The sequence below is a fragment of the Amycolatopsis rhabdoformis genome (genome assembly GCF_035918295.1).
GTDB classification, from domain to species: Bacteria; Actinomycetota; Actinomycetes; order Mycobacteriales; family Pseudonocardiaceae; genus Amycolatopsis; species Amycolatopsis rhabdoformis.
Genome location: NZ_CP142149.1, coordinates 9,009,686 through 9,023,503 on the forward strand (window position 1 = coordinate 9,009,686; position 13,818 = coordinate 9,023,503).

The following is a 13,818-nucleotide window of genomic DNA, read 5'->3' on the forward strand; positions in this document are numbered from 1 at the left end:
CAGGCGGTGAAGCCATGAGTACGATCTCTGTCCCCGCCGGTACCGCGCCGGCGACCACGCGCACGACGACCACGAAGAAGGCCGGCGGCCGCGCCGGAAAGCGGCGGCTGCCCCTGCTACCAGCGTTGATCTTCGTGATCGCGGTGACGCAGATTCCGTTCCTGCTCACCATTTACTACTCGTTCCAGTCGTGGAACCTGGTGCGGCCGGGTTCGCGGCACTTCGTGGGCTTCCAGAACTACGCCGATGTGTTCACCGACTCGACGTTCCTCGGTGCGCTGCTCAACACCGTGGTGCTCACGGTGGTCTGCGTGTTCCTGTCGCTCCTGATCGGGCTCGGCCTGGCGATCCTGCTGGACCGCAAGTTCGTCGGCCGCGGTTTCGTGCGCACGCTGCTGATCACGCCGTTCCTGATCCTGCCCGCGGCCGGCGCGCTGCTGTGGAAGACCACGATGTTCGACCCGACGTACGGCCTGCTGCACTTCTTGTTCGGCACCGACGTCGACTGGCTTTCGCAGTTTCCGCTCGCCGCGGTGATGGCGCAGATCATCTGGCAGCGGACGCCGTTCATGATGCTGCTGACCCTGGCCGGTCTGCAGAGCCAGCCGAAGGACGTGCTGGAGGCGGCGTCGGTCGACGGCGCCGGCCGCTGGCGCACCTTCGTGTCCATCACGCTGCCGCACCTGTCGCGCTTCCTGCAGCTGGCCACGCTGCTCGGCGCGATCTACATCGTGAACAGCTTCGACGCCATTTTCCTGATGACGCAGGGCGGGCCCGGCACCGCGAGCACGAACCTGCCGTTCTACATCTACCAACGCGCGTTCGAGGGCTTCGACATCGGCCAGTCGTCGGCGATGGGCGTGGTGGTCGTGATCATCACGATGATCGTGGCGACCTTCGCGCTGCGCCTGATGTTCCGGGCGTTCTCTGTGGACGGAGGCACGAAGTGACCACTGCTCCTCCCTTGGCCAGCAGGACCTCGGCGGCGGCGCCGGTCCGCCGGAAGCGCCGCTTCGGGGCGGGCTCGCTCACGGTCGTCACGTGGATCGTCGCGATCCTGTTCGTGTTCCCGCTGCTGTGGATGATCCTCACGGCGTTCAAGCAGGAATCGGACGCCTACACCGACCCGCCCAAGCTCTTCTTCAGTCCGACGCTCGACCAGATCTCCGGCGTGCTCAAGGGCGGCTTCCTGCCGTACCTGGCGAACTCGGCCTTCGTCACGGTGATCTCGACGCTGCTGGTGTTGCTGCTCGGGATCCCCGCCGCGTATGCCCTCTCGCTGGCGCCGGTAAAGAAGACGAAGAACGCCCTGAGCTTCTTCCTGTCCACCAAAATGCTGCCGATCGTGGCGGCGATCATCCCGCTGTACGTGATCTCGCAGAACACCAACCTGCTGGACACGGTCTGGGCGCTGATCATCCTGTACACGTCGATGAACCTGCCGCTGGCCATCTGGATGATGCGGTCGTTTTTCCTGGAAGTCCCGGGCGAGATGATCGAGGCGGCGCACATCGACGGGGCCAATCTGCCGACGTTGCTGCGCAAGATCATCATGCCGGTGGTGGCGCCGGGGATCGCGGCTACGGCGTTGATCTGCGTGATCTTCTCGTGGACGGAGTTCTTCTACGCGGTGAACCTGACGGCCGCTCGGGCCGGGACGGTGCCGGTGTTCCTGGTCGGGTTCATCACTAGTGAGGGGCTGTACTGGGCGCAGTTGTCGGCTGCGGCGTTGTTGGCTTCGTTGCCGGTGATGATCGTGGGGTGGTTTGCGCAGAACCACTTGGTGAGGGGGTTGTCGATGGGTGCGGTGAAGTAGGGTTTTGGTTTGGTTGGGTGGTCATCCCTGGGTGTTGGGGGTGGCCATCTTTTTTGTGTGGGGGCTGGGTTTGCTTGACTCGCTTGGTTGGGTGGCTTGCTTGGCTTGGCTGGGTGCGGCCTTGGTGAAGGGTTTCCGGCGCAGGTGACGGGTTCTCCGGTGATGCGCCGGCGTGGCCGGTGTCGGGCAGCGTCGAGGTCCAGTAGCGCCACGCGTCGTGGGCGTTGGTCAGGAACATCAGGCCTGCAGCACGACGAACGCCGCGAGCCTGGACGGAAGTCTTCCTCGGCAACTCAGCGCTTGAGCAAACCAGCGTCCGAGCAACCGTCAAGGCCATCAGAACAGGAAACCCGGACTAAGTCAGCACCGGCGAAAGCACCGAAGCCACCATCGGCCGCAGCGTGTCCGGGTCGCGGTCGCCGGAGCGGTCGGCGAACAGGAGGTGGCCGGTGCCGACCAGGGTGGCCGCGAGGGTGTCGACGTCGGCGGATGGGGAGAGGTGGCCGAGGGTGCGTTCGGCGGTGAGGTAGTGCGCCAGCATGCGGGCGGCGTCCGTGGCCAGTGGGACGCCCGGGCCCGGGCGGGCGGCGCGCAGGCGGGAGCGCAGGTCGTCGCGGAAGGTGATGAGGGCGACGATCGAGAGGGCGACCGAGGAGAACACGTCGGTGAGGGCCGAGCAGACCGTGTCGATGACCGGTGCGGTGCCGGCGGCCGCGGCGAGGGAGTCGGAGCGGGCCTCCACGTGGGCGATGCGGTCGAGGACCAGTTCGGTCAGGAAGCCGTCGAAGTCGGTGAAGTGCTTGTGCAGCACGCCTTTCGCGCAGCCGGCCTCGTCGGTCACGGCGCGGCTGGTCAGGGCGCTCGGGCCGGAGCGCAGCAGCACGCGTTCGGCGGCGTCGAAGAGTTGGGTGCGCACGTCGCGCAGGTGGACGCCGGTGGGCACGAAAGAAACTCCTGGCCTGAGTGGGCGAGTGCCCACTATAGTGGGCGGATGCCCACTTTACCGCAGCCGCACGAGTTGAGGTCCACCGCCGAGTCGTTCGGCATTGACGCGGAGCGCTATGACCGCGCGCGGCCCCGGTATCCGGCCGAGTTGATCACCCAGCTCACCCAAGCCGGGCCCAAGGAGGTGCTCGACATCGGGACCGGGACCGGCATCGTCGCACGGCAGTTGCAGGAAAAGGGCAAGACCGTGCTCGGCGTGGAGCCCGACGAGCGGATGGCCGAGTTCGCGCGCAGGCAGAATCTCGACGTCGAAGTGGCCACCTTCGAGGAGTGGGACCCGAAGGGCCGCACGTTCGACCTGCTCACCGCAGGCCAGGCGTGGCACTGGGTGGACCCCGAAAAGGGCGGCGAAAAGGCGGCCGAAGTGCTGAAGCCCGGGGGAGTGCTCGCCCTGTTCTGGCACCTGTTCGTACCACCCCCGGACATCGCGCGGGCGTTCGGCGAGGCGTTCACCAAGGCGGTGCCGGAGTCGCCGATCAAGATCCAAGGCCAGAAGGCCCCGACGCCGGTCGCGTACAAACCGTTGGCGGACAAGACCTTCACCGGTGACAAGTGGCACCAGGCCGAACAGCACATCTACGAATGGCACCACGACTACACCCGCGACGAGTACCTCGACCTGCTCCCCACCCAAGGCGGCCTCACGCGAGTCTCAACCGAGCAGCGCGACCAGGTCCTCACCGCCGTCGGAGCCGCCATCGACGCGCAGGGCGGCAGCTTCACGTGCGACTACACCACGGTGCTCTTCACCGCGAGAAAGAACTGAGCCCCGCAGCCGCGCGAGGAACACGCGGCCGCGGGGCTCGGATTCAGTCCTGCAGCGAGAGCGCCTGGCTCGGACAGACGTTCACGGCCTCGCGGGCCTTCTCCACGAGCTCGCCCTCGGGCGTCTCGTTGAGCACGATCACCGTGCCGTCGTCCTCGCTCTGGTCGAACAGGGCGGGCTCGGTGAGCACGCACTGACCGGCGCCGACGCACTTGCCGGTGTCCGCGATGATCTTCATGACTTCCTCTTCCTGGCTCGTGGTGGGAGCAGTGTGATCTCTACCAGGTCACCGGCAGCCGGTACAGCCCGTAGATCGACGCGTCGCTCTTGAAGGGCAGGTCGTCGACGTCGACCGCGAGCCGCAGCGACGGGATGCGGCGGAACAGCGTGTCGAACACGATCTGGAGTTCGGCGCGGGCCAGGTTCTGGCCGAGGCACTGGTGCGGGCCGAAGCCGAAGGCGACGTGGTGGCGCGCGCCGCGGGTGATGTCGAGCTTCGCGGGCTCGTCGAACACCGTCGGGTCCCAGTTGGCGGTGTAGCCGAGCGCCAGCACGCCTTCACCCGACCGGATGGTGACGCCGCCGAGCTCCACGTCCTCCACCGCGACGCGCGCGGTGGCCGTGTCGACGATGGTGAAGTAGCGCAGCAGTTCCTCGACGGCGTCGAGCGTCTTGCCCGGGTCGGCCTTGATCGCGTCGAGCTGCGAAGGGTTCTGCAGCAGACCGACGGTGCCCAGCGAGATCATGTTCGCCGTGGTCTCGTGGCCCGCCACGAGCAGCAGGAACGCCAGGCCCAGCACCGCGCCGTGCTCGTACGTGCCCTCCGAGCGCAGCTTCACGATCTGCCGGCCGAGCAGGTCGTCGCCCGGGGCGGCTTCCTTGGTCGTGATCAGCCGGCTGAGGTACCCGCGCACGTTCTCGAACGCCGCCTGCCGCTCGTCGAACGAGACCGTGCGCTTGAGCAGCTTCGCGGTGTTCTCCTGGAAGAAGTCGTGCTCGGTGTACGGCACGCCCAGCAGCTCGCAGATCACGAGCGACGGGACCGGCAGCGAAAGCGCCTCGACCAGGTCCACGGGACCCTCGGCCGCGAGAATGTCGTCGACCAGCTTGTCGACGATCTCCTGGATCCGCGGCCGCATCGCGTTCACGCGCTTCACCGTGAACTCGCCGAGCACGGACTTGCGCGCGGGGCCGTGCTCCGGCGCGTCCATGGTGATCATCGTGCGCTCGGCGTTGCTGCGCCGGAACACGTTGCCGCCCTTGACGAGGATCGGGAAGTTCTCGTTGAAGCGGTCGGAGGAGAAGCGGCGGTCGTTGAGCACCGTGCGCACGTCCTCGTGCCGCGAGACCACCCAGGCTTCCTTGCCGTCGGGGATCTTCACGCGCGTGATCGGCTGTTCCTCGCGGATCTGCGTGTACTCCTCGGGCGGCGCGAACGGGCACTTGCGTGCCACCGGCAGCTCGAGCTCCTCGGCTGTGGTCATCGTTCCTCCTCAGGCGGTGACAGGCAGTTCGTAGAGGCCGTAGATCAGGGCGTCGTCCTTGAACGGCAGCGCGTCGACGTCGGCCGCCAGCTTCAGCGACGGAATCCGGCGGAACAGCGTGTCGAACACGATCTGCAGCTCCGTGCGCGCGAGGTTCTGGCCCAGGCACTGGTGCGGCCCGAACCCGAACGCCACGTGGTGGCGCGCGCCGCGCTCGATGTCGAACGCTTCGGAATCCTCGAACGCGCTCGGGTCCCAGTTGGCCGCGTACGTCATCAGCACCACGCCGTCGCCGGCGGGAATCGTGACGCCGCCGATCTCCACGTCCTCCTTCGCCATCCGCGAGGTGTTGTCCACGATGGAGAAGTAGCGCAGCAGCTCCTCCACGGCCGTGAGCGTCTTGCCCGGATCGGCCTTGATCAGCGCCAGCTGCTCCGGGTTGCGCAGGAACGCCAGCGTGCCGAGCGAGATCATGTTCGCCGTGGTCTCGTGCCCGGCCGCGAGCAGCAGGAACGCGAGGCTCACCAGCTTCGCCCGGTCGTACGTGCCTTCCTCGCGCCGCTTCGCGATCTGCCGGCTGATGAGGTCGTCACCCGGCGTGGCTTCCTTCTTCGCGATCAGCTCGCCCATGTACCCCTGCACGCGCTCGAACGCGGCGCGCCGGTCTTCGGGCTTGGTGGCGCGGTTGATCAGCTGCTTGGTGTTCTCCTGGAAGAAATCGTGGTCTTCGTAGGGAACCCCGAGCATTTCGCAGATCACGAGCGACGGCACCGGCAGCGAAAGTTCCTCGACCAGGTCCACCGGCCCGTCCGCGGCGAGGATGTCGTCGATCAGCTTGTCGACGATCTCCTGGATCCGCGGCTTCAGCTCGGCCACGCGCTTCACGGTGAACTCCCCGAGCACCGCCTTGCGTTCCGGGCCGTGCTGCGGCGCGTCCATGGCCAGCATCGTGCGCTCGGCCTCGGTCCGGCGGATCACGTTGCCACCCGGCACCAGCGTCGGGAAGTCCGGGTGGAAGCGATCGGCGGAGAACCGCGGGTCGTTGAGCACGGCCCGCACGTCCTCGTGCCGGGAGACGGCCCAGGCCTGCTTGCCGTCGGGGATGTTCACCCGCTGCACGGCTGCCTCTTCGCGGGTGCGCGTGTATTCCTCGGGCGGCGCGAACGGGCACTTCCGGGCGACCGGGAGTTCCTCCATCGTGCTCATGCTTCCTCCCTCACCAGGTGACGGGCAGACAGTGGAGACCGAAGATCGCGGAGTCGTGCTTGAACGGCAGCTGGTCGACCGGGGCGGCCAGCTTCAGGGTCGGGATGCGGCGGAACAGCGTGTCGAACACGATCTGCAGCTCCATGCGCGCGAGGTTCTGGCCCAGGCACTGGTGCGCGCCGAAGCCGAACGCCACGTGCTTGCGCCCGCCGCGGGTGATGTCGAGCTTCTCGGGGTCGGGGAAGGCGTCGCCGTCGAAGTTGGCGGCGTAGCTCAGGCCGAGCACGCCCTCGCCGGCCTTGATCGTGACGCCCGCGATCTCCACGTCCTCGGTCGCCACGCGTGTGGTCGCGAACTCGGCGATGGTGAAGTAGCGCAGCAGCTCCTCCACGGCGTCGAGCGTCTTGCCCGGGTCGGCCTTGATCGCCTCGAGCTGCTCGGGGTTCTCCAGCAGCGCGACGGTGCCGAGCGAGATCATGTTCGCCGTGGTCTCGTGGCCGGCGATGAGCAGCAGGAAGGCCAGCGACACGAGGTCGTTGTGGTCGTACACGCCCTCTTCGCGCCGCTTGGTGATCTGACGGCCGAGGAGGTCGTCGGTGAGGTTCTCTTCCTTCTCCGTGACCAGCTTGTCGAGGTAACCCTCGAGCGCTTCCACCGCGTTGAGCCGCTGCTCGCCGGTCGCGTCGCGGTTGAGGATCATCGAGCTGTGCTGCTGGAAGAAGTTGTGGTCGGCGTAGGGCACGCCCAGCTGCTCGCAGATCACGAGCGACGGGATCGGCAGTGACAGCGCCGAAACCAGGTCGGCGGGCTTGTCGCCGGCCAGCATCGCGTCGATGTGCTCGTCGACCATCTCCTGGATCCGCGGCTGCAGCGCCTTCATCCGCTTCACGGTGAACTCGCCGACGACCTCGCGGCGCGCGGGGCCGTGCTCCGGCGCGTCCATGTTGATCAGCGACGGGTTCAGCTTGCGGTCGCGACGGGCCTGGCCCTCGCGGAAGAGGATCGGGAAGCCGGGGTTGAAGCGGTTGGAGCTGAACCGGGGGTCGTTCAGCATTGCGCGCACGTCTTCGTGCCTCGGCAGCACCCAGGCGCGCTGGCCGGAATCGAGCTCGACGAGCTTCGCCCGCTCGTCCTCGAAACGCTCGTACTCCGGCGGCGGCGCGAACGGGCACGTGCGCGCCATCGGGAAGCTGGCGAGCTCGGGTTCGGCAACTTCTGTCATGGTGGGATCCCCTTTTGGTGGTTTTGAACCTTTACGCAATGTATGTGGAGGATTACATTCCGGTTCATTGCCCACGGTACCCAAGCGGACGATCTTCGTCCACTAGCAAAGGGGTGACGACTTGCGCGTTCAGTCCGTCGAACGTTGCCCATGCGAGAATTTGCGCGCGTGACGAGTTCCCGGCGAGAGGAAGGTGGACCATGAGCGCGGACCCCCAGGTCCCCTTGCGGGCCGACGCGCGGCGCAACCGCGACCAGATCATCGCCGCGGCGCGCTCGATCTTCTCGGACTTCGGCCCCGAGGTGCCGATGGAAGAGATCGCGCGGGCGGCCGGCGTCGGGGTCGGCACGCTCTACCGGCGCTTTCCCGACCGCGACGCGCTGATCCGGGCCGTGGCCGTGGACAACTTCGCGCGCGTGCTCGACGACGCGCGCCAGGCCGCCGAGCAGGAACCCACCGCCTGGCTGGCGCTGGTGCGGCTGCTGCACCAGTCCGTGGAGCTGCACCTGTCCGTGCAGCTGGCGATGCTGTCGAAGAAGGCGCACGAGATCCTGAAGGAAGACCCGGCCATCGCCTCGTTGCGCGACGAGCTGCTGGTGGAGCTGGAAGCCATGGTGCGCGGGGCGCAACGCGAGGGCACCTTGCGGCCGGACGTTGCCGAGGGTGACGTGGCCCTGCTGTTCGCGCTGCTGCTGCGTCAGCTGGAGTCGCGTTCGCCGGAGGTCACGCGGTTGTCCACCGAGCGCAGCATCGCGATCATGATCGACGGTCTGAAGGCCCAGCCGGGCACGCCGTTGCCGGGCCGGCCGCTGAGCCGCCACGACATCCACTGAGTTCGTGCTGGTGCGCCCGCGCGGGCGCGTTCACCTTCTCTGACGCTTCGAGTCGGCGGGGGTTGCGTTTCTGCGGCTGATCCCACAGCCGGGCATCCCGGGTGTGGATGTGGGCGTCTTTCCTGGTGAGAGCGACCGAGGGGAATGAATCACCAAACCGGTCGTTTTCACCGGGCGGAACGACTGCCCGGGTTCGAACAAGGGGAGTGTCCGACATGACCACACGCAAGACCATCAGCCGTGTTCTCGCCGCCTTCGCCGTGGCCGGGGTGGCCACCGCGGCGACGGCGCTGGCCGCCGGCACCGCGAGCGCCGCGCCGGCTTCGACCGTGCAGCCGTGCACCTCGAACCAGTTCACCACCACGCTCGTGGACGGCGGCGCCGGCGCGGGCAACCACTACGGCGCCGTGCAGTTCACCGCCAACCAGGGCGAGCGCTGCTACCTGCCGGGCAACCTCGCGGTGGACCTGGTGGGCGCGCACAACGTGCTCGTGAACAACACCGCCGCGGCCGACGCGCCGTCGGTGGCCCTCGTGGACGGCTCCTCGGCCTACGTGCCGCTGCACTGGACCGAGATCGAGTCGTACGACCAGCAGCAGACGCCCAACGCGGTGAGCGTGGTGGCGCCGTCCGACTCCAACCAGCACGGTGACTACCTCAACCCGAACATCACCGTGGACTGGAACCTCGGCGTGGTCGACGCTTCCGCCGACAACCACACCATCGACGTCGGTGCGGTGACGCAGGGGCTCGCGCCGACCGTGTGACGCGGTTTTCGGTGAAGGGGCGGGCAGCACACCAGGGGGTGCGGCCCGCCCCTTCGCCGTGTTCGGGGGTTGCTTTTTGAATCCGGCGGTCAGACGCCGAGCGGGTGCCAGACCGTTTTCGCTTCCAGGTACCGGCGCAGCCGCGACAGGTCGGGAGTCTGCGTCCAGTCCGGTTCCGCGTCGGGGACCGTGAGCACGCGCTTCACCGTGCCCGCGGCCTCGCGCGCCAGCGTGACGCGGTCTTCCGGAGTGGCACCGGTGGGGTCGAGCGCGTTCACGTCGCCGTGGGAAGCCAGCCACGGGCCGAGTTCGGCCGCGCGGCCGGTGAGCACGTTGGCCACGCCGCCCGGCAGGTCGGACGTCGCGAGCACCTCCGACAGCGTGATCGCCGGCAGCGGACGTTCGGCGCTCGTCACCACCACGGCCGTGGACCCGCCGGCCAGCACCGGTGCCAGCACGCTCACCAGGCCGAGCAGCGACGACTGCTGCGGCGCGAGCACGCCCACGACCCCGGTGGGCTCGGGCACGGTGAACGAGAAGTACGGCCCCGCAACGGGATTCGCCGCGCCGAGCACCGACGCGATCTTGTCCGTCCAGCCCGCGTACCAGACCCAGCGGTCGATGGCGGCGTCCACCAGGGACTCCGCCGGCCCGGGTGCGAGCCCTTCCGACGCGGCGACCTCGCTCACGAACTGCGCGCGCCGGCCTTCGAGCATCTCGGCGACGCGGTAGAGCACCTGGCCGCGGTTGTAGGCCGTGGCGCCGGACCAGCCGGAGAACGCCTTGCGCGCGGCCACCACGGCGTCACGCACATCCTTGCGCGACGCGTGTGCTGCGTTGGCCAGGAACTTCCCGTCCCGGTCGGTGACGGGGTAGACGCGGCCCGACTCCGAACGCGGGAAGGCGCCGCCGATGTAGAGCTTGTAGGTCTTGGCGACAGAGATCCGGTTGCCGTTCGAGACAGACACCGTCTCAGACTGTGTTGATTCAGACATCGAGGTAGCCCTCCAGCCCCGTGCGCCCGCCCTCGCGGCCGAACCCGGACTCCTGGTAGCCGCCGAACGGCGCGGCGGGGTCGAAGCGGTTGAACGTGTTGGCCCAGACGACACCGGCCCGGAGCTTGTTCGCCATCCAGAGGATGCGCGAGCCCTTCTCGGTCCAGATGCCGGCCGAGAGCCCGTACGGCGTGTTGTTGGCCTTCGCCACGGCCTCGTCCGGCGTGCGGAACGTGAGCACCGACAGCACCGGCCCGAAGATCTCCTCGCGCGCGATCCGCATCGACTGGTGCACGTCGGAGAACACGGTGGGAGCGAAGAAGAAACCACGGTCGGGCACCGGGCACGGGCTCGTCCAGCGCTGCGCGCCCTCGGCGTCGCCCGATTCCACGAGGCCGCGGATCTTGGCGAGCTGCTCGGCGGAGTTGATGGCGCCGATGTCGGTGTTCTTGTCGAGCGGGTCGCCCATCCGCAGCGTCGACACGCGGTAGCGCAGCTTCTCCATCACCTCTTCGGCGACGGACTCCTGCACCAGCAACCGCGAACCCGCGCAGCAGACGTGACCCTGGTTGAAGAAGATCCCGTTGACGATCCCCTCCACGGCCTGGTCCAGCGGCGCGTCGTCGAACACGACGTTGGCCGCCTTGCCACCGAGCTCGAGCGTGAGCTTCTTGCGCGTGCCGGCGACCGTGCGCTGGATCAGCTTGCCGACCTCGGTGGAGCCGGTGAACGCGATCTTGTCGACGTCACCGTGCTCCACGAGCGCCGCGCCGATGTCGCCGGCGCCCGGCAGGATGTTCACGACGCCCGGCGGCAGCTCGGCCTGCTGGCAGATCTCGGCGAACACCAGCGCGGTGAGCGGCGTGGTCTCCGCCGGCTTGAGCACCACGGTGTTGCCGGTGGCCAGCGCGGGCGCGATCTTCCACGCCAGCATCAGCAGCGGGAAGTTCCACGGGATCACCTGGCCGGCGACGCCGAGCGGCTTCGGGTTCGGGCCGTAGCCGGCGTAGTCGAGCTTGTCGGCCCAACCGGCGTGGTAGAAGAAGTGCGCGGCGGCCGTGGGCACGTCGGAATCGCGGGATTCCTTGATGGGCTTGCCGTTGTCGAGCGACTCCAGCACGGCCAGCTCGCGCGAGCGCTCCTGGATGAGGCGCGCGATGCGGAAGAGGTACTTCGCGCGTTCGCTGCCCGGCATCTTCGACCAGACGGTGTCGTAGGCCTTGCGCGCCGCCTTGACCGCGGTGTCCACATCGGACACCGAAGCGGTGCCGACCTCGGCGAGGATCTCCTCCGTGGCCGGGTTGATCGTCTTGAGCGGCTCACCCGAGCCGTCGACGAACTCGCCGCCGATGAACGGCCGGTAGTGGTCCTTGAGGTTCGCGATGTCGCGCGACTCGGGCGCGGGGGCGTATTCGAAGATGCCCATGTCAGTCCACCGTCACGTAGTCGGGGCCGCTGTAGTGGCCGTCCACCTGGGTGCGCCGCTGCAGCAGCAGGTCGTTGAGCAGGCTCGACGCGCCGAAGCGGAACAGGTCCGGCGTGAGCCACTGCTCGCCGGCCACCTCGTGCACGGCGACGAGGTACTTGATCGCGTCCTTCGTGGTGCGGATCCCGCCCGCGGGCTTCACGCCGCGCAGCTGGCCGGTGTTCTCGTGCCAGTCGTGCACCGCCTGCAGCATCACGTGCGTGACCGGCAGCGTCGCGGCCGGCGAGACCTTGCCGGTCGAGGTCTTGATGAAGTCCCCACCCGCCAGCAGCGCGAGCCACGACGCGCGGCGGACGTTGTCGTACGTCGCCAGCTCGCCGGTCTCCAGGATCACCTTCAGGTGCGCTTCGCCGCAGGCCGCCTTGATCGCGCGGATCTCGTCGAAGACGTCCATGTAGCGGCCCTCGAGGAACGCGCCGCGGTCGATCACCATGTCGACCTCGTCGGCGCCGTACTCCACGGCCAGCTTCGTGTCGGCCAGCTTGACTTCGCGGCTGGTGCGCCCGGACGGGAACCCAGTCGCGACGCTCGCCACGTGCACGGCACTGCCCTTGAGCGCATCGACCGCGGCTTCGACCATGTCGGGGTACACGCACAGGGCGGCCACGCGCGGGCAGTCCCGGCGTTCCGGGTCCGGCCGCAGCGCCTTCGCCGCGAGCCCGCGGACTTTGCCCCGCGTGTCGGCTCCCTCGAGCGTGGTCAGGTCGACCATCGAGATGGCGGTGTCGATGGCCCAGCGCTTCGCGTCCTTCTTGATGCTTCGCGTGCCCAAGGCCGCCGCGCGCTGCTCGACCCCGACCTGGTCGACGCCGGGCAGCCCGTGCAGGAACCGCCGCAGGCTCGCGTCGTCGCGAGTCACGTCCGCCAGCGGTGCCGGGGTGTCCGGTGCCGCGTTCGGGCTGGTGGTTGTGGTCATGCCAGTGAGTGTAGGTGTGCCACGCGCTGTGCCGGGTCACTCACGGGAATCTGTGGATTACTCGACGGTGAGGTGCACGACGCCGGGCTGCTTCCCGGTCGTGAGGAACTCGTGCAGGCCACCACAAGTCAGGATTCGAGCTGCGGGTTGTCCTTCTTCGCCTTCTTGCGGTACACGACCACGCCGCCCCAGAAGGCGAGGCCGTTGACGGTCAGGGTGGGGGCCGTGGGGGGCGCGGGTGGGGCGCCGGATTTGTCTTCGAGGATGAAGCCGCCCATGAGGCCGAGGCCGGTGACGTCGACGTGGATGTCGTCGGGGACGGTGATTTCGATGCCGCCCATGATGGCGACGGCGGTGATGGTGGACTGCTTGTCGGCGAAGCGGGCGTTGCGCAGGTCGATCTGCGTGCCGCCCCAGAAGGCGATGCTCGTGTGCTGCGGCGGGAGGACCCAGCTGCCCTTGCGGATGGCGCCGGAGAGGACGCCGATCGAGACGTTGGAGCCCGGGTGGCCGCCGATGCGCGCGTCGGGGAAGCCGAGGGCGCGGCTGGTGGCCGGCTGCAGCGCGGTGGACGGGCCCGGCGTGGCGCCGATCGGCAGATCGCGCGTGACGGGCTTCAGCTCGCCGACGGTCTTCGCCGCGTAGACGGTGGACAGCCGTTCTTCCAGCTCGTTGATCGTGATGCGGCCTTCGGACAGGGCTTGGTGCAGAACCTGCGCGACCTGCTCGCGGTCGGCGTCGGAGGCCCGCATCTCGTCGGGGCCGGGGAGGGCTGCGTCGTCACTCACCCGGGGCAGCCTAGCCCGATCGGGGGTGGTCCGGGGTCCATCGAACGACGGATAGGGGCCAGAATCCGGTGATGGCCTCTGCTCTGGTGGGAACCCTCGCTCTGCCCGACGGCGCCGTGCTCCGCGGACGCGGCCTCGGCCGGCCGAAACCGGACGGCCCGGACCCGTCCTACGGCCTGTACCTGGGCTCGGGCCGGCTGCGGCGCAAGTACGACGCCGGCCTCACGTGGGACCACGAGTGGATCCGCTGGCCGGATTTCTTGTTGCCGCTGAATTGGGCCGACGCCCGGCGCAAGATCCTCGCGTTGCACGCGCGGGCGCTGGCGGGAGAGGCGGTGGAGGTGGCTTGTTACGGAGGAGTCGGTCGCACCGGCACGGTTCTCGCCTGCCTTGCCACTGCAGCCGGCTTGCCACCGCGAGAGGCAATCGCCTGGGTGCGGCAACACCACAATCACCGCGCGGTCGAAGCCAAGTGGCAAGCGTGGTGGGTTGCCTGGTTCAGCGGCAAGTTGCCATAGTCGGGCACGCCTTGCC

The 13,818-nt window shown here is 68.4% G+C and carries 15 protein-coding genes; 6 read left to right on the top strand and 9 right to left on the bottom strand.

Going from position 1 to position 13,818, the window contains the following annotated elements; genetic code table 11:
- Positions 1–14: 14 nt before the first annotated feature.
- Both VSH64_RS41890 and VSH64_RS41895 read left to right on the top strand, forming a co-directional pair.
- On the top strand, positions 15–950 hold the full coding sequence (locus VSH64_RS41890) for a carbohydrate ABC transporter permease (protein WP_326568257.1): 936 nt from the start codon (positions 15–17) through the stop codon (positions 948–950).
- A gap of 95 nt (positions 951–1,045) precedes the next feature.
- Positions 1,046–1,816: a carbohydrate ABC transporter permease gene (locus VSH64_RS41895; protein WP_407655712.1), complete on the top strand. Its 771-nt coding sequence runs from the start codon at positions 1,046–1,048 to the stop codon at positions 1,814–1,816.
- A 355-nt stretch (positions 1,817–2,171) separates the two neighbouring features.
- Here the strand turns inward: VSH64_RS41895 and VSH64_RS41900 are convergent, their stop codons facing one another.
- Positions 2,172–2,759 (bottom strand): TetR/AcrR family transcriptional regulator, encoded by a 588-nt coding sequence (locus tag VSH64_RS41900; protein ID WP_326568258.1) that lies wholly within the window; start codon positions 2,757–2,759, stop codon positions 2,172–2,174.
- A gap of 48 nt (positions 2,760–2,807) precedes the next feature.
- Here VSH64_RS41900 and VSH64_RS41905 point away from each other — a divergent pair, with 48 nt between their 5' ends.
- Complete coding sequence (locus tag VSH64_RS41905; RefSeq protein ID WP_326568259.1) at positions 2,808–3,587, top strand: class I SAM-dependent methyltransferase; 780 nt, start codon at positions 2,808–2,810, stop codon at positions 3,585–3,587.
- Positions 3,588–3,630: 43 nt separating this feature from the next.
- Here VSH64_RS41905 and VSH64_RS41910 read toward each other — a convergent pair whose 3' ends face one another.
- Genes VSH64_RS41910 through VSH64_RS41925 form a run of 4 tightly spaced genes read right to left on the bottom strand, consistent with a single transcriptional unit; the run spans position 3,631 to position 7,499 of the window.
- A complete protein-coding gene (locus VSH64_RS41910) occupies positions 3,631–3,825 on the bottom strand; it encodes a ferredoxin (RefSeq protein ID WP_326568260.1) in 195 nt (64 codons plus the stop codon).
- 40 nt (positions 3,826–3,865) lie between these two features.
- Positions 3,866–5,071, bottom strand: coding sequence for a cytochrome P450 (locus VSH64_RS41915; RefSeq protein ID WP_326568261.1), 1,206 nt, complete (start codon positions 5,069–5,071; stop codon positions 3,866–3,868).
- A 9-nt stretch (positions 5,072–5,080) separates the two neighbouring features.
- Positions 5,081–6,277, bottom strand: coding sequence for a cytochrome P450 (locus tag VSH64_RS41920; RefSeq protein ID WP_326568262.1), 1,197 nt, complete (start codon positions 6,275–6,277; stop codon positions 5,081–5,083).
- 10 nt (positions 6,278–6,287) lie between these two features.
- On the bottom strand, positions 6,288–7,499 hold the full coding sequence (locus VSH64_RS41925; RefSeq protein WP_326568263.1) for a cytochrome P450: 1,212 nt from the start codon (positions 7,497–7,499) through the stop codon (positions 6,288–6,290).
- A 200-nt stretch (positions 7,500–7,699) separates the two neighbouring features.
- Between VSH64_RS41925 and VSH64_RS41930 the strand changes: the two genes are divergently transcribed.
- Both VSH64_RS41930 and VSH64_RS41935 read left to right on the top strand, forming a co-directional pair.
- Positions 7,700–8,332 (top strand): TetR/AcrR family transcriptional regulator, encoded by a 633-nt coding sequence (locus tag VSH64_RS41930; protein ID WP_326568264.1) that lies wholly within the window; start codon positions 7,700–7,702, stop codon positions 8,330–8,332.
- 215 nt (positions 8,333–8,547) lie between these two features.
- Positions 8,548–9,099 carry a DUF4232 domain-containing protein gene (locus VSH64_RS41935; RefSeq protein WP_326568265.1) on the top strand — a complete coding sequence of 184 codons (552 nt, stop codon included), beginning with the start codon at positions 8,548–8,550 and terminating at the stop codon, positions 9,097–9,099.
- A gap of 89 nt (positions 9,100–9,188) precedes the next feature.
- Here the strand turns inward: VSH64_RS41935 and VSH64_RS41940 are convergent, their stop codons facing one another.
- The 4 genes from VSH64_RS41940 to VSH64_RS41955 all read right to left on the bottom strand — a co-directional run bounded on the left by VSH64_RS41940 (position 9,189) and on the right by VSH64_RS41955 (position 13,248).
- Entirely contained in the window at positions 9,189–10,094 is a 906-nt protein-coding gene (locus VSH64_RS41940; RefSeq protein ID WP_326568266.1) for an aldehyde dehydrogenase family protein, read from the bottom strand.
- The gene (locus VSH64_RS41945) at positions 10,087–11,520 is read right to left on the bottom strand and encodes an aldehyde dehydrogenase family protein (RefSeq protein ID WP_326568267.1); all 1,434 of its coding nucleotides are present in this window, start codon (positions 11,518–11,520) and stop codon (positions 10,087–10,089) included. The genes VSH64_RS41940 and VSH64_RS41945 overlap by 8 nt, the downstream gene beginning before the upstream one ends.
- A 1-nt stretch (position 11,521) precedes the next feature.
- On the bottom strand, positions 11,522–12,496 hold the full coding sequence (deoC, locus tag VSH64_RS41950; protein WP_326568268.1) for a deoxyribose-phosphate aldolase: 975 nt from the start codon (positions 12,494–12,496) through the stop codon (positions 11,522–11,524).
- A 128-nt stretch (positions 12,497–12,624) separates the two neighbouring features.
- Complete coding sequence (locus tag VSH64_RS41955; RefSeq protein WP_326838187.1) at positions 12,625–13,248, bottom strand: DUF1707 SHOCT-like domain-containing protein; 624 nt, start codon at positions 13,246–13,248, stop codon at positions 12,625–12,627.
- A 107-nt stretch (positions 13,249–13,355) separates the two neighbouring features.
- On the opposite strand from VSH64_RS41955, the gene VSH64_RS41960 reads away from it, so the two are divergent.
- Positions 13,356–13,802: a protein-tyrosine phosphatase family protein gene (locus tag VSH64_RS41960; RefSeq protein WP_326568269.1), complete on the top strand. Its 447-nt coding sequence runs from the start codon at positions 13,356–13,358 to the stop codon at positions 13,800–13,802.
- The last annotated feature ends 16 nt before the right edge of the window (positions 13,803–13,818 follow it).